Annotated in this window: 21 protein-coding genes and 1 tRNA gene; 20 read left to right on the top strand and 2 right to left on the bottom strand. The window is 23.8% G+C overall.

Annotation, left to right across the window (positions count from 1 at the left end):
- Positions 1 to 326: 326 nt before the first annotated feature.
- The 11 genes from hisG to metG all read left to right on the top strand — a co-directional run bounded on the left by hisG (position 327) and on the right by metG (position 11,718).
- Positions 327 to 1,226 carry an ATP phosphoribosyltransferase gene (gene hisG, locus QZ401_RS02970; RefSeq protein WP_295164804.1) on the top strand — a complete coding sequence of 300 codons (900 nt, stop codon included), beginning with the start codon at positions 327 to 329 and terminating at the stop codon, positions 1,224 to 1,226.
- Positions 1,227 to 1,233: 7 nt separating this feature from the next.
- Positions 1,234 to 2,541, top strand: a complete 1,308-nt coding sequence (hisD, locus tag QZ401_RS02965; RefSeq protein ID WP_295164803.1) for a histidinol dehydrogenase — start codon at positions 1,234 to 1,236, stop codon at positions 2,539 to 2,541.
- Positions 2,538 to 3,611 (top strand): histidinol-phosphate transaminase, encoded by a 1,074-nt coding sequence (gene hisC / locus QZ401_RS02960; RefSeq protein ID WP_295164802.1) that lies wholly within the window; start codon positions 2,538 to 2,540, stop codon positions 3,609 to 3,611. The genes hisD and hisC overlap by 4 nt, the downstream gene beginning before the upstream one ends.
- 19 nt (positions 3,612 to 3,630) lie before the next feature.
- Positions 3,631 to 4,698 carry a bifunctional histidinol-phosphatase/imidazoleglycerol-phosphate dehydratase HisB gene (gene hisB, locus QZ401_RS02955; RefSeq protein ID WP_295164800.1) on the top strand — a complete coding sequence of 356 codons (1,068 nt, stop codon included), beginning with the start codon at positions 3,631 to 3,633 and terminating at the stop codon, positions 4,696 to 4,698.
- Positions 4,699 to 5,292: an imidazole glycerol phosphate synthase subunit HisH gene (gene hisH, locus QZ401_RS02950; protein WP_295164799.1), complete on the top strand. Its 594-nt coding sequence runs from the start codon at positions 4,699 to 4,701 to the stop codon at positions 5,290 to 5,292.
- A gap of 6 nt (positions 5,293 to 5,298) precedes the next feature.
- The gene (hisA, locus tag QZ401_RS02945) at positions 5,299 to 6,033 is read left to right on the top strand and encodes a 1-(5-phosphoribosyl)-5-[(5-phosphoribosylamino)methylideneamino]imidazole-4-carboxamide isomerase (protein ID WP_295164797.1); all 735 of its coding nucleotides are present in this window, start codon (positions 5,299 to 5,301) and stop codon (positions 6,031 to 6,033) included.
- Complete coding sequence (gene hisF / locus QZ401_RS02940; protein WP_295164795.1) at positions 6,015 to 6,791, top strand: imidazole glycerol phosphate synthase subunit HisF; 777 nt, start codon at positions 6,015 to 6,017, stop codon at positions 6,789 to 6,791. The genes hisA and hisF overlap by 19 nt, the downstream gene beginning before the upstream one ends.
- Positions 6,785 to 7,411, top strand: coding sequence for a bifunctional phosphoribosyl-AMP cyclohydrolase/phosphoribosyl-ATP diphosphatase HisIE (hisIE, locus tag QZ401_RS02935; RefSeq protein WP_295164794.1), 627 nt, complete (start codon positions 6,785 to 6,787; stop codon positions 7,409 to 7,411). The genes hisF and hisIE overlap by 7 nt, the downstream gene beginning before the upstream one ends.
- 398 nt (positions 7,412 to 7,809) lie before the next feature.
- The gene (gndA, locus tag QZ401_RS02930) at positions 7,810 to 9,234 is read left to right on the top strand and encodes an NADP-dependent phosphogluconate dehydrogenase (protein ID WP_295164793.1); all 1,425 of its coding nucleotides are present in this window, start codon (positions 7,810 to 7,812) and stop codon (positions 9,232 to 9,234) included.
- A 164-nt stretch (positions 9,235 to 9,398) separates the two neighbouring features.
- Positions 9,399 to 9,980: a dCTP deaminase gene (dcd, locus tag QZ401_RS02925; RefSeq protein ID WP_295164792.1), complete on the top strand. Its 582-nt coding sequence runs from the start codon at positions 9,399 to 9,401 to the stop codon at positions 9,978 to 9,980.
- Between the two features lie 94 nt (positions 9,981 to 10,074).
- Complete coding sequence (gene metG / locus QZ401_RS02920) at positions 10,075 to 11,718, top strand: methionine--tRNA ligase (protein ID WP_295164791.1); 1,644 nt, start codon at positions 10,075 to 10,077, stop codon at positions 11,716 to 11,718.
- Positions 11,719 to 11,744: 26 nt separating this feature from the next.
- On the opposite strand, the gene tilS is transcribed toward metG, so the two are convergent.
- Complete coding sequence (tilS, locus tag QZ401_RS02915) at positions 11,745 to 13,082, bottom strand: tRNA lysidine(34) synthetase TilS (RefSeq protein WP_295164789.1); 1,338 nt, start codon at positions 13,080 to 13,082, stop codon at positions 11,745 to 11,747.
- Positions 13,083 to 13,113: 31 nt separating this feature from the next.
- Positions 13,114 to 13,187, bottom strand: a tRNA-Val gene (locus tag QZ401_RS02910).
- 152 nt (positions 13,188 to 13,339) lie between these two features.
- Between QZ401_RS02910 and QZ401_RS02905 the strand changes: the two genes are divergently transcribed.
- From QZ401_RS02905 to priA, 9 genes are all read left to right on the top strand, one after another.
- On the top strand, positions 13,340 to 13,966 hold the full coding sequence (locus tag QZ401_RS02905) for a riboflavin synthase subunit alpha (protein ID WP_295164788.1): 627 nt from the start codon (positions 13,340 to 13,342) through the stop codon (positions 13,964 to 13,966).
- A gap of 29 nt (positions 13,967 to 13,995) precedes the next feature.
- The gene (rsxA, locus tag QZ401_RS02900; RefSeq protein ID WP_295164786.1) at positions 13,996 to 14,577 is read left to right on the top strand and encodes an electron transport complex subunit RsxA; all 582 of its coding nucleotides are present in this window, start codon (positions 13,996 to 13,998) and stop codon (positions 14,575 to 14,577) included.
- 8 nt (positions 14,578 to 14,585) lie between these two features.
- On the top strand, positions 14,586 to 15,086 hold the full coding sequence (locus tag QZ401_RS02895; protein WP_295164888.1) for an RnfABCDGE type electron transport complex subunit B: 501 nt from the start codon (positions 14,586 to 14,588) through the stop codon (positions 15,084 to 15,086).
- 94 nt (positions 15,087 to 15,180) lie between these two features.
- Entirely contained in the window at positions 15,181 to 16,734 is a 1,554-nt protein-coding gene (rsxC, locus tag QZ401_RS02890; protein WP_295164886.1) for an electron transport complex subunit RsxC, read from the top strand.
- 49 nt (positions 16,735 to 16,783) lie between these two features.
- A complete protein-coding gene (locus QZ401_RS02885; protein ID WP_295164785.1) occupies positions 16,784 to 17,818 on the top strand; it encodes an RnfABCDGE type electron transport complex subunit D in 1,035 nt (344 codons plus the stop codon).
- Positions 17,815 to 18,423: an electron transport complex subunit RsxG gene (rsxG, locus tag QZ401_RS02880; protein ID WP_295164783.1), complete on the top strand. Its 609-nt coding sequence runs from the start codon at positions 17,815 to 17,817 to the stop codon at positions 18,421 to 18,423. Before QZ401_RS02885 ends, rsxG begins: the two co-directional genes overlap by 4 nt.
- A gap of 11 nt (positions 18,424 to 18,434) precedes the next feature.
- On the top strand, positions 18,435 to 19,112 hold the full coding sequence (locus QZ401_RS02875; protein ID WP_295164781.1) for an electron transport complex subunit E: 678 nt from the start codon (positions 18,435 to 18,437) through the stop codon (positions 19,110 to 19,112).
- A gap of 7 nt (positions 19,113 to 19,119) precedes the next feature.
- Positions 19,120 to 19,749 (top strand): endonuclease III, encoded by a 630-nt coding sequence (gene nth, locus QZ401_RS02870; RefSeq protein WP_295164780.1) that lies wholly within the window; start codon positions 19,120 to 19,122, stop codon positions 19,747 to 19,749.
- Positions 19,727 to 21,940, top strand: a complete 2,214-nt coding sequence (gene priA, locus QZ401_RS02865) for a primosomal protein N' (protein ID WP_295164776.1) — start codon at positions 19,727 to 19,729, stop codon at positions 21,938 to 21,940. Before nth ends, priA begins: the two co-directional genes overlap by 23 nt.
- Positions 21,941 to 22,001 lie beyond the last annotated feature (61 nt).

Genomic DNA, 22,001 nt, shown 5'->3' with positions numbered 1-22,001 from the left:
ATAATTTATATAAAAAGTAACAATTATTAATATTAAATTATTAGCTTCTTAAATTTTAAACATTTTAAATAAATTTTATTTAAATTTATGTTTTTTAATAAAAAATTTTAAAAAAAATACATATTTTTTTTTTAAAAAAATAAATAATCTTTGTATTTTCTTTTAAAAAAAAGTTATATATATACAATATTTGTTGTATTATTTACAGTAAATATAATTTTCAAAAAACCCTTATTTTTTGGGTTTTTTTATTTTAAAAGATATGAAATTATAAATTTTTTTTACATTAAAAAATTAAGCATAAAAATTTTTAAAGGATTTTCAAGATGTTTAATACAAATCGTGTACGTATAGCAATGCAGAAAACTGGTCGCTTAAGTAGTGAATCTATAAAATTACTTACATGTTGTGGAATTAAAATTAATTTAAAGCAACAAAAATTAATAGCTTTCGCTGAAAATATGCCTATTGATGTCATGTTAGTGCGTGACGATGATATTCCTGGATTAGTTATGGATGGCGTAGTAGATTTAGGTATAGTTGGAGAAAATGTTCTTGAAGAAGAATTGTTACACCGAACATCACAAAATTTAGAAAATTCTTATATTAGGTTAAGACGTCTTGATTTTGGAATTTGTCGACTGTCTTTAGCTATTCCCATTAATACTTCATATGTTGACATAAAATCTTTAAAGAATTTTAGAATTGCTACTTCTTATCCTCATTTATTAAAAAAATATTTAGACGAAAAAAATATTACTTTTAAATCTTGTATGTTAAATGGTTCTGTAGAAGTTGCACCCAGAGCTGGTTTAGCAGATGCTATTTGCGATTTAGTTTCAACTGGAGCAACATTAGAAGCAAACGGTTTACGTGAAGTAAAAGTAGTGTTTCGTTCTCATGCTTGTCTCATTTGTAAAACGGGAAATATTAATTTTGAAAAAAAAGAAGTAATCAATAAATTAATGACTCGTATAAAAGGTGTAATTAAAGCACGTGAATCTAAATATATTATGCTACATGCTCCTGTTGATAAACTTGAAGAAGTAATATCTTTATTACATGGAGCAGAAAGACCAACTATTTTAAAATTAGCAGGCGATGATAACCGCGTAGCGATGCATATGGTGAGTAGTGAAACATTATTTTGGGAAACAATGGAAAAATTAAAATCTTTAGGTGCTAGTTCAATTTTAGTCTTACCAATTGAAAAAATGATGGAGTAAATATTTAATGAAATATTTTAATACTATTGTTGATTGGAATATGTTAAATTCTAATGAACAAAAAAATATTCTATTAAGACCTATTATAAAAAGCAATAGTTTTATTAAAAAAAAAGTTAAAGAAATAATAAAAAATATTCAAATTTCAGGAGAAAAAGCATTAAGAGAATATACAATTTTATTTGAAAAATGTCATATTAATGAATTTGAAGTTCCTAAAGAAAAAATTTTATCTTCTTCTTTATACGTTAATCAATCATTAAAAAATGCAATTTCAATTGCTAAAAAAAATATTACGTCCTTTCATAAAGCACAAATTTTACCTCCAGTAGACATTGAAACTCAAGTTGGAGTACGCTGTCAGCAGATTTATTTACCATTAAGTTCTATTGGAATTTATATTCCAAGTGGAATAGCACCTTTGTTCTCAACTGTTTTAATGCTTTCTATACCTGCTAAAATTGCTGGTTGTAAAGAAATAATTCTTTGTTCTCCTCCTCCTATTAGTAATACAATACTTTATGCGGCAAATATTTGTGGCGTTGATAAAATATTTCAAATTGGAGGTGCTCAAGCTATAGCAGCACTAGCTTTCGGAACTAAAAATATTCCTAAAGTAGATAAAATTTTTGGTCCAGGAAATGCTTATGTTACAGAAGCAAAATTACAAGTTAGTTCTTTTTTTAACGGACCACAAATAGATATGTTAGCTGGACCTTCAGAATTGCTGATTATTTCTGATGAAACATCCAATGCAGATTTTATAGCTTCTGATCTATTATCACAAGCTGAACATAGTGTATCTTCTCAAGTTATATTATTGACTCCATCAATTGAATTAGCTAAAAAAGTTGTTATATCTATTAATAATCAGTTAAAAAATCTTTCTAAATCAGATGACATATTAACTGCGTTAAACAATAGTGTTATTATTTTAACAAAAGATTTATCTGAATGTATTAAAATATCAAATACATATGCTCCTGAGCATTTAATTATTCAAACAAAAGAGCCAAGATTAATACTAAAAGAAATATCAAATGCCAGCTCAATTTTTTTAGGACCATGGTCTCCTGAATCAGCAGGCGATTATGCATCTGGAACAAATCATGTCTTACCAACTTATGGAAAATCTGTTTCAAGTTCTGCTTTGGGATTATGTGACTTTAAAAAACGTGTATTGATTCAAGAATTAACATCTCAAGGTTTTATGGATTTATCTAATACTCTTGAAACCTTGTCTGAAGCTGAAAAACTTGAAGCACATAAAAATGCTGTAAAAATAAGAGTAGATTTTTTAAAGGAAAATATATGACAGCTAATATAAATAAGTTAGCTCGAAAAAATATACAGAAATTAAACCCTTATCAATCAGCTAGACGAATCGGAGGTCAAGGTGATACATGGTTAAATGCAAATGAGTCCCCTATATCTGTTTCGTTTAAAGCAAAAATTGAGTGTTTTAATCGTTATCCAGAGTGTCAGCCTAATGATTTAATCTCTTCTTATGCCAATTATGTTGGTTTGTCAAACAGTCAAGTTTTAGTTACCAGAGGAGCAGATGAAGGTATTGAACTTTTGATTAAAGCTTTTTGTACACCTGGAGAAGATGCAATAATCTACTGTCCTCCAACTTATGATATGTATGCTATAAATGCAAAAATTGCAGATGTGGCAATAAAAGAAATTCCTACTTTTAAAAATACTTGGAAAATAGATTTATTTAATATTAACTTAAATCTTGATAAAGTTAAATTAATATATATTTGTAATCCTAACAATCCTACTGGAAATATTATTTCTAAAAGAGATTTAAAAAGTTTATTAAAAGCAACATTAGGTCGATCTCTTGTAGTAATAGATGAAGCTTATATTGAATTTTCTTCAAAAAACAGTATGGTAAATTCTTTAAAAGAATTTCCTAATTTAATTATTTTGAGAACTTTATCGAAAGCATTTGCATTAGCAGGAATAAGATGTGGTTTTACATTAGCCACAGAAGAAGTAATTAATATTTTAAATAAAGTCATTAGTCCTTATCCAATATCTACAATTGTTACTGAAATAGCAGTTCAATCTTTAGAAAAAAAAGCTATTGAAAATATGAGGAATAGAGTTTTAACGTTAAATATGAATCGTGTTTGGTTAGTTAATGAATTGAAGAAAATTTCTTATGTAAAAAAAGTTTTTGATAGTCATGCTAATTATATTTTAGTAAAATTTTATATGTTTGAAAATATATTTCAGAGTTTGTGGGAAAAAGGTATAATTTTAAGAAATCAGGCTCATAAAAATAATTTAAAAAATTGTTTAAGAATATCAATAGGATCAAAGACGGAATGTATTCATTTGATTAAAGAATTAAAAAATTTATCTAAAATATAATGTTTTTAATGAGGTGTTCATGAAACAAAAAATATTATTTATTGATCGAGATGGTACTTTAATTCATGAACCATCTAATGATTTTCAAGTAGATGCAATTAAAAAACTTGCATTTAAAAATTATGTTATTTCTTCATTAATTCAATTAATGAATTTTGGTTATAAATTTGTTATGGTTACGAATCAGGATGGTCTTGGTAGTAAATCATTTCCTTGGGAAAATTTCAACATTCCTCATTTTTTTATGTTAAATATTTTTCGTTCAGAAGGAATAATATTTGAAGATATTTTGATTTGTCCACATTTTTCAGATGACAATTGTGACTGTCGTAAACCTCAAACTAAATTATTAAAACCTTGGTTAAAAGAGAATAAGATAGATAAAAAACGTAGTTATGTAATTGGTGATCGAGAAACAGATATGGAATTAGCAAAAAACATAAATTTGACAGGTATACAGTACAAAGAAAAAAGCTTTAATTGGATGGATATCACAAAAGAAATTTTGAAAAGAAATAGATATGGAGAGGTACTGCGAGAAACAAAAGAAACTTACGTACATATAAAGGTATGGCTAGATCTAGAACATAATAGCAGTATTAAAACTGGTATTAATTTTTTTGATCATATGTTAGAACAATTATCAATTCATAGCGGAATTTCTATGCACGTTTTAGCAAAAGGAGATCTAAAAATTGATGATCATCATACTGTAGAAGATATAGGAATTGTTTTAGGAGAGGCATTATCTAAAACATTGAAAAATAAAAATGGTATATCTAGATATGGTTTTGTTTTGCCTATGGATGAAAGTCAGGCAAAATGTATCATAGATTTATCAAATCGTCCATATTTATCTTTTAATGCTAATTTTAAACATAAAATGGTTGGTGATTTTAATACTGATATGGTTGAACATTTTTTTTATTCTCTTTGTTATTCTATGAAAATTACCCTACATTTAGATGTTAAAGGAAAAAACGATCATCATTGTATTGAAAGTTTGTTTAAAGCATTTGGACGTGCACTTCGTAAAGCGGTGAAAATAGAAGGAAATATATTACCAACATCTAAAGGAACTTTATAAGTGGAAATTGCGATATTAAACACTGGTTGCGCTAATTTAACTTCAATTCAAGTTGCGATTAAAAAATTAGGTTATGTTTCTACAGTAACTTCTGATTCTTCTGTAGTATTAAAGTCTAAAAAAGTTATTTTACCAGGTGTAGGAACAGCTTCAGCTGCTATGAAAAATCTGAATGAAAAAAATTTGATTATTACTTTAAAACAATTGACACAACCTGTTCTCGGAATTTGTCTTGGAATGCAAATTTTTTCTCAATTTAGTGAAGAATGTCAAGGAGTAAAAACTATCGGAATTTTTAAAAACTGTTTTACCTATCTTTTAAAAAGTAGTAACTTACCGTTACCTCACATGGGTTGGAATCATATTATTTTTAATCATTCACATCCATTATTTAAAAATATTGAAAAAAAAGAAAGATTTTATTTTGTTCATAGTTATTTTATACCACTGAATAAATATACCTTAGCAACAACTACGTATGACATATCTTTTAGTTCTGTAATGCAAAAAAATAATTTTTTCGGAGTTCAATTTCATCCAGAAAAATCTGGTGATGCAGGATCTCAATTATTAAAAAACTTTTTAGAGATGTAAAATTCTATGATTATTCCAGCCTTTGATTTAATTAATGGAACAACAGTTCGTTTATATCAAGGAAATTATTCTAATCAAAAAAAATATGATATAAATTTATATAAACGTTTAAAAGATTATAAAATTAAAGGAGTCAAAAATATTCATTTAGTAGATTTAGATGGAGCAAAAAATATTAAGAAGAGACAAACAAAAATTTTTAAAGATATTATTTCTTATACAGATATTCCTATACAAATAGGTGGTGGAATAAGAAATGAAGAAGATATTAATATGTTTCTTAACTTAGGGGTTAGAAAAGTTGTAATTGGTTCTTCTGCAATAAAAAACAAAGTAGAAGTAAAAAAATGGATAAAAGTATATGGTTCAAATACTATTATTTTAGCGTTAGACGTTATTATTAAAAATAATAAAAAAGAAATAGCAATAAACGGTTGGCAAGAGCAAACAAATACCACTTTAGAAGAAATTATTGAGTATTTTTCACCAATAGGTTTAAAACATGTATTATGTACTGATATATCTAAAGATGGGACGTTGTCTGGTCCTAATAATATGTTATATAAAGAGATTGTCAAAAAATTTAAACATATAGAATTTCAAGCATCAGGAGGAGTCGCAACATTAAAAGATATTGTTTCTTTAAAAGAAACAGGTGTTAGTGGTGTTATTATCGGTCGTAGTTTATTAGAAAATAAGTTTACAATACAAGAGGCATTAAAATGCTGGCAAAACGAATAATTGCATGTTTAGATGTTAACAATGGTGTGGTAGTAAAAGGTGTTCAATTTAAAAATCATGAAATTGTAGGTGATATTATATCCTTATCTAAACGTTATACAAAAGAAGGTATAGATGAATTAGTATTTTATGATATAACAGCTTCTACTAATAATAAGTTAGTTGATAGAAGTTGGATAGAAAAAGTAGCAGAAGTAATTAATATTCCATTTTGCGTAGCCGGGGGTATTAAAAGTGTAGAAGATGCAAAAAATATTTTATCTTTTGGTGCAGATAAAATATCAATTAATTCTTCAGCGTTAACAGATCCTTGTTTAATAAGTAAAATTGCCAATCGTTTTGGTGTACAATGCATGGTAGTAGGTATTGATTCTTGGTTTGATATAAAGAAAAAAAAATATATGGTTCAACAATATACAGGTGATGTGAATCGTACTTATCAAACTCATTGGCAAACAATAGATTGGGTCGAACAAGTTCAAAAAAAAGGTGCTGGAGAAATTGTTTTAAATATGATGAATCAAGATGGATTGCGAAATGGATATGATTTATTACAGTTAGGTGAAATAAGAAAAAAGTGTAAAGTACCTTTGATTGCATCAGGAGGAGCTGGATGTGAAGAGCATTTTTATGAAGCACTCTATCATGCCAACGTAGACGGTGTTTTAGCTGCTTCAGTTTTTCATAAAAAAATAGTTAATATAAAAGATTTAAAGTATTTTTTAATTAAAAAAGGTTTAGAGATTAGAATATGTTAAATAAAAAAGAAAATTTATTGCATCTTAATTGGATAAAAACAAATGGTATGATGCCAACGATAATACAAGATTTTTCATCTCATTCAGTTTTAATGCATGGATATATGAATAAAGAAGCTTTTTTGAAAACTCAAAAAGAAGGTTTTGTTACTTTTTATTCTCGTACTAAAAAACGCTTATGGACTAAAGGAGAAGAATCAGGTAACTTATTAAAAGTTATAGATATAGTTACAGATTGTGATTATGATACTTTATTAATTTTAGTTGAACCTATTGGAAAAACATGTCATTTAAATAGAAAAAGTTGCTTTTTTTTAAAAGAAAATGCATCAAATTTTCTTTCTAAATTAGAGGAGATTATAGAAGATAAAAAAAATTTTAATGCAGATGACAGTTCATATACTGCTAGTTTATATAAATCCGGTACAAAACGTATAGCGCAAAAAGTTGGTGAAGAGGCTGTAGAAACAATATTAGCAGCAATGAAAAAAGATTCAGATGAACTTATAAATGAATCTTCAGATTTAATTTATCATTTAATTGTTTTATTGCATGACCAGAATTTAAATTTTAATTTAATTGTGGAAAATTTAAAAAAAAGAAGAACAGAAAAATTGTAAATTTATAATACAAAATTTTAATTTTAAATTAAAAAAATATTTCTATAAATCATTAGTCATTACTTTTTTAAAAGTATTGTTAAAATAACATTCAACTTACATACATAATATTTCAATTTCAAAAAATTTCAATAAAATTAAACGTATATACTACTTATATATCAATGCATTCTTCTTTTTTAAAAATCAAAAAAAATTATCCAGTCAATATCTTTAATAGAAAAGACATAACTTTATTATTAATAATTTTTTAAATAAATTTTATATTTTTATAAAAACATTCTTTTTATTGAAAGAATGATAAATTGAAAATAGTTGTAATATCATTTATTGTGTAAGAATATAAAATTTAAAAATATTTTTTTTGTAAATTATATAATATAAACTTGGAGAAAAGAATGTTAAAGCAAGAAATTGGTGTTGTAGGAATGGCAGTAATGGGAAAAAATTTAGCGTTAAATATTGAAAGTAAAAAATATACGGTGTCTATTTTTAACAGAACAAAATCTGTAACCGAAGACGTTATCAATAGTAACAAAGAAAAAAAAATTTTTCCATATTTTTCTATTAAAGATTTTGTGAATTCATTAAAAAAACCTAGATGTATTTTACTGATGGTAAAATCAGGAAAACCTACAGATGAAACCATTCAATCTATTCTTCCTTATTTAGACAAAGGAGATATATTAATTGATGCTGGAAATACTTTTTATAAAGATACTATTAGAAGAAATAATGATTTACTTAAATGTGGTATTAATTTTATTGGGATGGGTGTATCTGGAGGTGAATCAGGAGCATTAAATGGTCCATCTATTATGCCAGGTGGATCAAAAGAAGCATATATTCTTGTTTCTTCTATGTTAAAGAAAATATCTGCAAAATTTAAAGATGAACCATGTGTTAGTTATATTGGTCCAAATGGTGCTGGTCACTACGTTAAAATGATTCACAATGGTATTGAGTATGGTGATATGCAATTGATAGCAGAAGCATATTTTATATTAAAAAATGTATTAAATATGAATAATAATGAATTATCTAATACATTCTCTGAATGGAATAAAGGTGAGTTAAATAGTTATTTAATTGAAATTACAAAGAACATTTTTCTTAAAAAAGAAGAAGATGATATTCATTATTTAATAGATTCTATATTAGATGAAGCAGAAGATAAAGGTACAGGTAAATGGATTAGTAAAGATGCATTAGAGCTTCGTGAACCTCTTTCACTCATTACAGAATCTGTTTTTGCAAGATATTTATCTTCTCTTAAAAATCAACGTCTTATTGCATCAAAAATATTAAAAGGTCCAATTATAAATTGTATATCTTCGAAGAATAAAGAACATTTTATTGAAGAAGTTCGAAGAGCTTTATATTTAGGTAAAATAATTTCCTACGCACAGGGATTTTCTCAGTTAAAAAAAGCTTCAGAAAAATATTCTTGGAATTTACAATATAATAAAATTGCTAAGATTTTTAGATCTGGATGTATTATTCGAGCTAGTTTTTTAGAAAGAATAAGTGATGCATTTGAAAATAATAATAATGTAAACAACTTGTTATTAACACCTTATTTTTCAGAAATATCAAACAAATATGAAACATCTTTACGTAATATTACTTCATATGCAATAAAATATGGCATTCCTGTTCCTACTTTTTCGTCAGCTATAACATATTATGATAGTTACCGTACCGTATCTTCTTCTGCAAATTTAATTCAAGCTCAAAGAGATTATTTTGGAGCACATACTTATAAAAGAATTGATAAAAAAGGATATTTTCATACAAATTGGTTAACTAAAAAAGAGTTTTAATTATTAAATTAAAATTAATTATAGAACTATTTTTTAGTTTTTTTTGTTCTGAAATAGCAGAAGATAATGAAATACATCTTTCTGCTATTAATAAAATTTATTTTTAATTTTTGATAATATATTATTTTTTTATAACATATATAAGTTAATTACAGGAAAAAAAAATGCGTTTATGTGATACAGATATTGAAGAATGGTTAAGTAAAAAAAAATTAATTATTACACCTTATCCTAAAAAAGAATTAATTAATGGGATTACTGTCGATATACATCTTGGTGATAAATTTCGTGTTTTTTACGATCACACTACTTCTTGTATTGATCTAAGTGGTTCACAAGAAAAAAAAACTTTAGATCTAGCTAAAATTATAAGTTGTGAAACTGTTTTTTCTAAAGAAAAACCGTTTTTTTTAAAACCGGGATCTTTAGCTTTGTTTTCGACTTTAGAAAGTATTACCTTGCCAAATAATTTAGTTGGTTGGTTAGATGGACGTTCTTCTTTAGCTCGAATTGGTCTTATGATTCATGTTACATCTCATCGTATTGATCCTGGTTGGCATGGTAATATCGTTTTAGAGTTTTTTAATGCAGGAAAGCTAACTTTAGTATTAACTCCTGGAATCAAAATTGCAGCATTAAGTTTTGAATTACTTTCAAAGTCAGTTGTACGACCTTATAATTCTCGTTATGAATCTAAATATAAAAGTCAAAATGGGGTTGTCCCTAGTCGAATTTATGAAGAATAAATAATTTTGATATAAATAATAATTTTTAAAAATGAATAGTTTACGATTAATTATATTTTGTATATGATGTTAATTATTTAAATAATATAAAATTATGCTTAATAAATCGAGAAAAATTTTAGTTACTTGTGCACTACCATATGCTAACGGTCCTATTCATATCGGTCATATGCTTGAGCATATTCAAGCAGATATTTGGGTTCGTTATCAAAGAATGAGAAACAATGAAGTTTGGTTTATTTCTGCTGATGATGCACATGGTACAGCTGTTATGTTAAAATCTGAAAGATTAGGAATCAAACCCACAAAATTAATTAAAAAAATTAAAGAAGAGCATATAATAGATTTTTCAAATTTTAACATTTCGCATGATAACTATCACACAACACATTGTGTAGAAAATTTGTTTTTTTTAAGAAAAATATTTTTATCTTTAATTAGTCAAGGATTTATTAATGAAAAAGAAATTTTTCAATTTTTTGATAAGACAAAAAAGATATTTCTTCCAGACAGATTTGTAAAAGGTACATGTCCTTTTTGTTCTGCAGAAAATCAAAATGGAGACAACTGTGAAATATGTGGTTCGATTTATGAACCCACAGATTTAGTTAATCCTATTTCTGCTATTTCAAATAGTGTTCCTGTTTTAAAAAATACAAAACATTTATATTTTAATTTACCAGCATTTACTAATATGTTAAATAAATGGATATATTCTGGTATTTTAGAAAAATCAGTTGTAAAAAAAACGGAGGAATGGTTAAAATCTGGTTTAAAAGAATGGGGAATTTCTCGAGACACTCCATATTTTGGATTTAAAATTCCAGGATTTGCTAATAAATATTTTTATGTTTGGTTAGATGCTCCAATTGGTTACATAAGTGCATTTAAAAATCTCTGTATTAAAAATAAAAAAATAGATTTTAATGAATTTTGGGATAAAGAATCAAAATGTGAACTATATCACTTTATTGGAAAAGATATTATTTATTTTCATACATTGTTTTGGCCTTCAATATTAGAAGCTTCTTCGTTTCGAAAACCTAATGGTATTTTTGTTCATGGTCATCTTACTATAAATGGATTAAAATTATCAAAATCCCGAGGTTTTTTAATCAAAGCATCAGATTGGATTCAATGTTTTGATTCAGATAGTTTACGTTATTATTATGCAAGTAAATTAACTAACAATATTAACGATATTGAAATTAATCTAGAAGATTTTATTCAAAAAATTAATAGTGATATTGTAAATAAATTAGTTAATTTAGCCTCAAGAAATACTAGTTTTATTCATAAATATTTTGATGGATATTTATCTAATTCGTTGTCAGATATTGATCTATATCAATATTTTGTTGATATAAGCAAAAAAATTTCTATTTTTTTTGAAAATCGTCAGTTTAGTACTGTAATTCGAGAATGTATGAAATTATTGGATTTAGCAAATCAATATATTAATCAAAGACAACCATGGAAAATAAAAAAAGATAATTTGAATAAATTACATATGATTTGTACTATGGGAATTAATTTATTCAGATTAGTTATGATTTTTTTAAAACCAATAATACCAGATTTAGCAAAAAAAACAGAGTTTTTTTTAATTGCAGATCTTACTTGGGAAAGTATTAAAAAACCTCTTTTGTCTCATAAAATAAAAAAGTTTAAAAAATTATATAATAGAATTAATTCAGATAAAATTTTAAAATTATCTGTTTTATGTAAACAAAATTAAATGTTTTTATTATTTGCTAAAAAAATTTAATAAAATGAAAACAGATCTTCATTATTTGATTGGATGCTATCCATCCAAGATATTTTCCAATATTTTTTAATTTTTTTTTCTTTATTGAAATCTTCTTCTCTGATAGTGAATACACCAATTGCACTAATGAAACGATCATTATAAAATAAAAGCGGAATTTTATTTCTGAACCAAGGAGGTATACTGCATTCTTGCCATATTTTTTTTATTTTTCTTCTTTTTTCTCTTCCTAAAATAAGAATTTTACCTTCGAATTGAAAGCGAATATTAATTAATTCGTTTTTTTCAGGTACAGGAAGTTTAAAACCTTTATTGTTTTTTATTAAATATCCTAAATTCTTAGGAAGAAATAATTTTTTATTTGTATTATGCCAAAATAGAAATGTATTGCTAATAGTTTTTTGTGTCTTTACAAAATAAAGAGATTTTTTATAACGTCTAATTTCATTTTTTTGTATAATTATTTTTGGATTGGAATCTTTTTTACTGCATATAATTTCATTATAAATGCATTCTATTGTTTTATATGATGGCATTTTTATATTTTTTAAAGAAATCCAATACCGAATAAGTTCTTTAGATATCTCTTTTTTTATATTTTTAAAACTTTTAATGTTTAAAGATTCGTCAAAATTAATAAAATCTTTAATTTTTTCTTTTAAAAGTATATTTTTTGATTTAGTTTCTTCACCGCATATGATTGCTGTGCGAAAACAATTTTTTAAAAAAAAAGGCCATCTTTGTTGTAAGATAGGAATTAATTTATGACGTATGAAATTACGATCATAATTAATATTAAAATTACTAAAATCTTCAATCCATTTTAAATTGTTTTTGTAAGCCCATTCTTCTACTTCTTTTTTACTTTTTCTTAAAAGAGGACGTGCTATTCTTTTTTTTCCTAAAAAGTTTTCAAAAGACATTCCAGATAAACCAGCCGGCCCACTTCCTCTTTTTAAAGATAAGATTAATGTTTCGCACTGATCGTTCAGATGATGCCCAGTGAGTAAAATTTCATCATAAAGTAAATAATTATAAATAGTGTTATATCTTTTGATTCTTAATCTTTCTTCAATATTTTTTTCTAAAGGAATATTAATTTCTTTAGTGATTAGTGGTATTGTATATTTTTGACAAATTTTTATACAATGTTTTTCCCATTTTTTTGAAGATGAATGAATATTATGATTAATATGGATAGCACGTATTTTAATTTCAGGATTTTTTTCTCTTATTTTTAACATTTTATGTAGAAGAACTGTAGAATCCATTCCGCCACTGTATGCTATTAAAAACGATTTTTTTTTATATTGAGTAATAATTTTTTTAATCAAATATAAGTAACCTGGTAAAGAATTTTTTTAATACGTTCGAGTGGACTTGAACCACTAACCTCTACCATGTCATGGTAATGCTCTAACCTGTTGAGCTACGAACGTAAAAATTAAATTAATATTTTATATTTAGTTAAAATTATATAATATTATTGATATAATATACAAATATTTATTTATAAAAAACATAAAATATTTTTTTAAATTTTTTATAGTTTAATTTATTTTTCAAATAGTGTTCACTTTGAGGGGATTTTATGTTTACAGGTATTGTAAATGGAATTGCAAGAGTTGTCTCTATAGATAAGAAAAAAAAATTTCATACTTATACCGTTGATTTTCCTGCTTTTTTATTAAAAAATCTAAAAATAGGCGATTCAGTCGCTAATAATGGATGTTGTTTGACTGTTAAATATATTAATAATTTCTATGTAGTTTTTGATATTATGCAAATTACGATTGAAAACACTAATTTAGGAAATTTAAACGTAGGAGATTATGTTAATATCGAAAGATCATTAAAATATGGTGATGAAATGGGAGGTCATATAATATCTGGTCATATTATGCATACAGCTAAAATTTGTAAAATATTAAAATTAGATGAAAATTATTTTTTATGGTGTAAAGTGAATAGTAATTCTTTGATGAAATATATTTTTTATAAAGGTTTTATCTGTATTGATGGGATTAGTTTAACTATTAGCGACATTATGAAAGATGAATTTTGCATTAGTATAATACCAGAAACTTTATCTTCAACTACTATAGGATATAAAAAAATAGGACAATTAGTGAATATTGAAATTGATTTCTATACTCAAATAATTGTAGATACAACAAAACGTTTAATTAAAAATAATATGTCTTTGTTACATAAGTAGTTTTTTTAGTAATTTTAGGAAGATTTTTAATGAAAAATTACTTTTTTTTTGTTTTATCAAATGTATTAATTGATAATTTTATTTTAGTAAAATTTCTTGGTTTATGTCCTTTTATAGGTACATCAAATCAAATAGAAAGAGCTTTTGGAATGAGTTTTGCTACTTCTTTTGTTGTAGTTATATCAACAACTTTACTGTGGTTTATTAATTTTTTTATTTTATCACCTTTTGATTTGATTTATTTAAGAATTATAGTGTATATGTTAATTATTTCTTTTGGCGTTCAATTAATAGAAATTATTTTACGAGGAATTAGTCCTATTTTGTATCGCACACTTGGTATTTTTCTACCATTAATTACAACTAATTGTGCTGTTTTAGCTATTCCATTATTTAGTCTTTATTTAAATCATACATTTTTAGAATCTATTCTTTATGCAGTTAGTGCATCTTTTGGATTTACTTTAGTAATGGTTATATTTTCTAGTATTCGTGAACGTATATTGTTATCTGATGTTCCTTTTGTATTTCAAGGATCTCCTATTGTTCTCATTACTGTCAGTTTAATATCTATTGTATTTATGGGATTTAGAGGTTTAGTAAAAATTTAATTATGTCTATTACAGTTATTTTGATTTTTTCTATTTTATCTCTTTTTTTAGGTATAATTTTAGGTTATATAAAATATGTTTTCCCAATAAAAAAAAATCCTATTGTAGTTGCAGTTGATAATTTATTGCCTCAAAGTCAATGTGCACAGTGTGGTTATTCTGGATGTTATCCTTATGCAAAAGCAATAGTAAAAGATAGTGAAAAAATTGATAAATGTATTCCTGGAGGAAGTGATTTAATATTTGAAATCGCTAAAGTATTAAATATAGAAAACGTAGAAAAATCTTTAGATAGTTCAGCTATTAAGAATGAAAAAAAGATTTACACTACTGTTTTAATTGATGAAAAAAATTGTGTTGGTTGTTCTAAATGTGCTTCTTTTTGTCCAGTAGATGCAATAATTGGTGCTCCTAATTTTATGCATACAGTGTTACAAAAATTCTGTACTGGTTGTAATATTTGTTTATTACATTGTCCTACAAATTGTATAAAAATAATTAAAGAATAATATAATATGTTAAAAATAAATTTTTTTTTAAAAATATTTCTTATTAAATACTGGAAAAATTTGATTATTGATTTTATAAATAAAAAAATTTTAAATAAAAAAAAAATATAATTTTAAAGGTGGCATTCAATGTATATCAATAAAAAAAGATCCTAGAGAATATTTTTTAAACTATTTACCTCATCCTGAAAAATTTTTTATTTACATAGAATACAGTCATTTTAAAAAAAATAGATTGAGAGTAAAAGTAGGTCAAGAAGTTTTGTGTGGACAACCTTTAACTTTTGGCAATAATTTAATAGTTCCTGTTCATTCTCCTACTTCAGGTTGGATAAAAAATATTTATTTTAATCCAAAATCTTCTGATAAAAATCCAGAAAAAATAAAAATTGTTATTTTATCTAATCATTTAAATAAGTGGATTAGATTAAAAACTATTAAGAATTATAAAAAATATACTCCTAAAAATTTAATAAAAATAATTTATCAATCAGGTATTGTTGGTCTTGGAGGTGCTCAATTTCCTTCTTTTAAAAAATTAATGTTAAGTATTAACAAAGTACATACATTAATTGTAAACGGAATTGAAAGTGAACCGTGTATAACAGCTGATTACTGTTTAATGCAAAATTATATTGATGAAATTTTAATAGGATGTGAAATTATAGCTTGGATATCTAAAGTTAAAGACATTTTAATTGTCATTCAAGAAGATAAAACAGAATTGATTTTAAAAATTCAAAAAATTATTGAAAACAAACAATTATTTAAACTTTGTATTATAAAAAAAAAATATCCTGGTGGAAGTAGTAAAATACTTATTAAATCTTTAACAGGAAAAGAAATTCCTTATGGAAAACATTCTATAGATATAGGATATCTTATTTTTAATGTAGCAACTATATATGCGATTAAAAGATCTATTATTAACGGAGAGCCATTAATTAAACGTATTATAACTGTTTATAATAAAGATAAAAATATTTTATCTAAAAATTTTTGGGTCAAAATAGGAACTCCTGTTCATTTTTTATTAAATTATTTAAAAATAGATAGTAATTTAAATACATTAATATATTCAGGAGGTGTTTTTATGAGATATTTAATTGTTAATTTGAATTATTCGATACAGAAAAATATGAATTGTATTTATATAAAAAATAATAAAAAAAATAAAAAAAAAATTGAATATCCATGTATTAATTGTGGTTATTGTGTAAACGCGTGTCCAGTTAATTTACTTCCTCAGGAAATGTTTTTATATTGCAAAAACAGTAACAATCAGAAATTAAAACAATTAAATATTTTAGATTGTATTGAATGTAAAATATGTGAAAAAGTTTGTCCTAGTAATATTCCATTAGTTAAATATTTTAGAATTGGAAAAAAGATACAAAAAAATATAGATATAGAGAATAATCGCAAAAAATTATTTTCATCTCTTTTTAGAAAACGTGAAAAAAGATTATTAATTGAAAAAAAAATATCTTATTCAAAAGATCAAATTTCTAATATTAAAAAGTTAGATATTTTTTCAAAAATACAGGAGAAGGAAGAAAATAGTTCTATTAATCAAAAAATCATAGAAAAATCTCTTAGAAAAGAGATGTTAAAAGAAGCAATAAAACGTGCAAAATTAAGAAGATAAAGTTTTATATTAATATTTCTTTTTTCTATACAATATACGAAATAAAAAAATGAATATTCTTTATATAAGTAGTTCTTACGATGTAAGAAAAATAATGATTTTTGTTATTGTGGCTTGTATTCCAGGATTGTTTACTGAAATTTATTTTTTCGGATACGGTGTCTTAATACAAATGTTATTATTTATAATAATTTCTTTATTTTTTGAGATAATAATTTTAAAAATAAGACGTAAAAATATTAAAAATAGTTTATTTGATTGCTCATCTGTTTTAACTGCAATTTTACTTGGATTAAGTATTCCTTTTGTACTTCCTTGGTGGATGATAATTTTTGGTTGTTTCTTTTCTATTGTTATTTCAAAATATTTATACGGTGGACTTGGACAAAATATATTTAATCCAGCTATGATTGCTTATGTAGTGCTATTGATATCTTTTCCTGTACATATGAGTTCTTGGAATGAAAAACATTCTTCTTTATCTTTTTACAAGGATATAAAAAATTCAATAAATTTAATTTTTTTTCATCATAAAAAGTATGATTTTAAAGAAAAAATGCATCCTGATAGTTTTACAGAAGCAACTCCTTTAGATAATTTTAAAACTAAATCTCATTTTAACTATGATTTATCTTCCGAGGAATCATTAATTGAAAAAAAGACGAAAAATATTTCGATGGCTTGGAAATATATAAATATAAGTTTTTTAACAGGAGGACTTTTCTTATTATATAAGAATATTATTTGTTGGCGTATTCCATTAAGTTTTTTGTCTAGTTTATTTCTTTTTTCAAGCATAACTTATTTTTATTCACAAAATATTTTTTGTTCTCCTTTATTTCATCTTTTTTCTGGAGGAACAATGATGTGTGCTTTTTTTATAGCCACTGATCCTGTAACCACTTCTTCTACTAAAATAGGAAAAATATTTTTTGGTATGATTATGGGTTTTTTAGTATGGATTCTTCGAAATTATAGTGATTATCCAGATGGCATTGCTTTTTCGGTATTGTTTACTAACATGATTGTTCCGTTAATGGACGCTTATTTAAAAACGTCTGGGTACGGTCGTAAAAATTTATGAAATTTTTTAAAGAAACTATAATAAATGCATTTTTAATGAGTTTTTTTGCTTTTTTTTCTTTATTAAGTGTTATTTTTATTAAAAATATAACAAATTATCAAATAGAGAGTATAAAAGAAAAAGAAAAAAATACTTTTTTTAAACAAGTTATACCAACTAATATGTACAACACTTTTGATAAAAAATTTTTTTTAATAAAAAATAAATTATTAGGAGATCAAAAAAAACATAATTTATGGGTTTTATTTAAAGATAAAAAAGCTAAAGCAGCAATTGTTGAAAGTATTGCACCAGATGGATATTCTGGATCTATTTCTATATTAGTTGCTGCATATTTTAATGGAAAAATTATTGGTGTGCGAGTTTTATCTCATAAAGAAACTCCAGGAATTGGAGATAAAATTGAAATATCTATTTCTAATTGGATTACAAAGTTTAAAAATATGAATGTAGTGGATTTAAAAGATAAAAAATTTTTATTAAAAAAGTATGGAGGTCAAATTGAACAATTTACAGGCGCCACAATTACACCTCAATCAGTTACTAATGCCATAAAAAGAACCGTTTTTTTTATTAAAAAAATACCATTAATATTTTCATTATAATAGAGATATGTATGAAATTAAGAAAATTTTTAAAAAAAAGATTGTGGAATAATAATTCTTCTTTAGTACAACTTTTAGGTTTATGTCCAGTTTTGGCTATGACTACAAATGCTGTTAATGCTATTGGATTAGGGATAACAACTACTTTTGTATTAACTATAACAAATAGTATTATTTCAATTTTAAAATGTTTTATACCTAAAGATATTAGAATCCCTATTTATATGATAATAGTTTCTTCAACAGTTACTTGTATAGAAATGTTATTGCATGCTTATCAATATAATTTATATCAATCATTAGGTGTTTTTATTCCATTAATAGTAACTAATTGTATTATTGTAGGAAGAGCTGATTATATTGCTTATAAAAACTCTTTTTTTATTGCTTTTTTAGATGGTATTTCAATAGGATTAGGATCAACATTTGCAATGTTTATAATTGGTTCTATACGTGAAATATTAGGAAATGGAACGTTTTTATTCGGTTTAAATAAAATTTTTAATATTTTAGATCATTCATTTTTTTTTACATTTATAGATAAAAATTCTACAATAATTTTAGCTATTTTACCTCCAGGCGGTTTTTTAGTATTAGGTTTTGTAATTGCTTTTAAAAATTACTTAGATTTAAATAAAAAAAAAATAAACTGTTTAAAATGTTTTCATTCTTGTAAGTTAAAACAATGATATCGGTATGAATAAAAAAAAACGTTATGAAATTTTATCTTTATTTTATAAAAAACAACCTAATCCTAAGATAGAATTAATTTTTTCTTCTGATTTTGAATTACTTTTGTCAGTTATTTTGTCTGCGAAATCTACTGATATTATGGTAAATAAAATTACTGGTACTTTATTTCAAATAGCAAATACTCCTCAAGGTATTTTACAATTAGGTCTTGATAAATTAAGATATTACATTCAAAGTATTGGTTTATATAATACGAAATCTTTACATATTATTAATACTGCATATTTAATTGCAACAAAATATAAAAATAAAGTGCCATCAAATCGAATTGAATTAGAATCTTTACCTGGAGTCGGTAGAAAAACAGCAAATATTATTTTAAATGTATTATTTAATAAAAAGACTATTGCTGTAGATACACATGTTTTTAGAGTTGCTAATCGTACTGGATTTGCTAAAGGAAAAAATGTAATTGACGTTGAAAAAAAAATGATTAAGATAGTTCCATCTATTTTTAAAAAATATGTTCATTTTTGGTTTGTTCTTCACGGTAGATATGTTTGTACTGCTCGTCAATTAAAATGTAAACTATGTTTAATAGAAAAACTATGTGAATTTGATAGAAAAAAATAAATATTCTATTTTTTTTTTGGATATACAAGTGATTATTGTAAAAGTTGTTTTACCCTTACCTATTAGAAAATATTTTAAATATTTTATGCCCGATTTTATGTATCCTATTATTGGAGGACGTGTTCTTGTGCCATTTCGTTCTAAAAATATAGTAGGAATTGTAGTTTCGTTTTTTGATGAAAAAAATACAAGTGATTTAAATTTAGAATTTGTTAAATCATGTATCGATACTGAACCAATTTATAGTCATTTTTTATTAAAAATCTTAATATGGTTAAGTAAATATTACCATTTTCCTGTAGGAAGCATATTTTTTTCAATATTACCAAAATATTTAAAAAAAACCTGTTTAATAGACAAAAAAAATTATAAATGTGCTGTGTTAAAAAAAGTAAAAAATAAAGATTGTAAAAAATTTAATCTTTTGTTTTTTTTAAAAAAAAAAAATATTTCTAATAAAAATTTAGAAAAAAATAATTTTTCTGATTTTTTTTTAAAAAAGTTAATTTCTAAAAAATCATATAAAACTTATTTTTATTGCAAAAATATTTTTTATGTTGATGAAAATAGTATGATTAAAAAAAAAATTTTTTTAAATAAAAAAATAATTTTTACAATTAATAAAATTTTAACTAAAAATTGTTTTAAATCTTGGTTGATGACTAAAAGTAATTTTTATTTAAAAATAAAATTTTATTTAGGTTTAATTAAAGAGTTATTAAATAAAAATTTACAAATTTTAATTCTCGTTCCATTTATTAAAGATATATATAAAATATTATTTTTTTTAAAAAAATATTTTAACGTACATATTGATGTTATTCATTCTGAATTAAATGATGAAGTATACTTGAAAAAATGGGTAAGAACAAAAAGTGGTAAAAACTCTATTATTATTGGAACAAAAAATAGTATTTTTTTCCCTTTTTTTAGATTAGGTTTAATTATTATTAATGAAGAACATCATTTAAGTTATAAAAATTTAAATCAATGTAGATATAATGTTAGAGATGTAGCAATATTAAGAGCTTATAAAGAAAATATACCAATTATTTTAGATTCTAACACTCCTTCTTTAAGAACATTATATAATGTTGTACATAAAAAATGTTTTTATATTAATTTTGTCAAAAATAAAAAAAAAATTTTATTAAAAAATAATCTTATTGATTTAAGAAAAGAAAGAATAAAAATAGGTTTATCTCTGACTTTAATAAATAAAATATTTAATAACATAAAAAGAAATTATCCAGTATTATTGGTATTTAATAAATTTAGTTTCATTTTTTTTGGCTTAATATGCAATAATTGTGGATGGATAGAAAAATGTCATATTTGTAATGATTATTTTGAAATAAAAAAATATGGTAACTTTTTATTTTGTCAGCATTGTTTAATTAAAATAAAAAAACCATTATTTTGTTGTAATTGTAAAAATTTTTCTTTAATTATATTTAATTTTGGTATAAAAAAAGTAAAAAATAGCCTAAAAAAAATTTTTCCTAACGTAAATTTATTTTTTTTATTAAGCTTAAAAAAAATTGAAACAAAAAAATTACAAATAAAATTTTTTAAATTCCCTATTTCTGACGCTTGTATTATTATTACCACTGAAAAAATTGTTCAAAATTATTATTTTCCTTATGTGAGATTGATTGCTTTAGTAAATATTGATCATTATTTTTTTTCTTTTCATTTTTGTTCTATAGAATATTTTTTACAATTTTATTTTAATTTGATTAATTTAACTGGAAAAAACCCGAAATTATTAAAAATATTAATACAAACATCTTGTCCTAACAATGAATATTTATTAGATTTGTCTAATAGTGATTATTTTTCATTTTCTCGTAAGATATTTTCTTTAAGAAAAAAATATTTTTTACCTCCTTGGAATTGTCAGGCAATTTTTTATTCTGAAAGTAAAGATTTTGAAAAAAGTTTTATTTTTTTAAAATTTATAAGTACAATTTTGAAGAAAAAATCTAAAAAAGATAATGTTTCTTTATGGTTTGTAGGTCCTCATCCTGTTTTTTCATTAAAAGGTAGAAAAAAATTTTTTTATCAATTGTTAATACATTGTCCGTCACGCATTTATTTAAAAAATATATTAAGAGAATCAATTAATATAGTTCAATATTTTTCTATATCACAAAGTGTTCAATGGTTTGTAGATATTGATGTTAATTGAATTAAGAAGAATTAAAAAATGTTTAATTTCATGTTTTTAAACATCTTCTTTATTGAAGTAA

Source organism: uncultured Buchnera sp. (assembly GCF_913776765.1).
Lineage (GTDB): Bacteria > Pseudomonadota > Gammaproteobacteria > Enterobacterales > Enterobacteriaceae > Buchnera > Buchnera aphidicola_AO.
The sequence above is the reverse complement of the archived record's forward strand: the minus strand, read 5'-3'. Positions and strand labels throughout refer to the sequence as shown.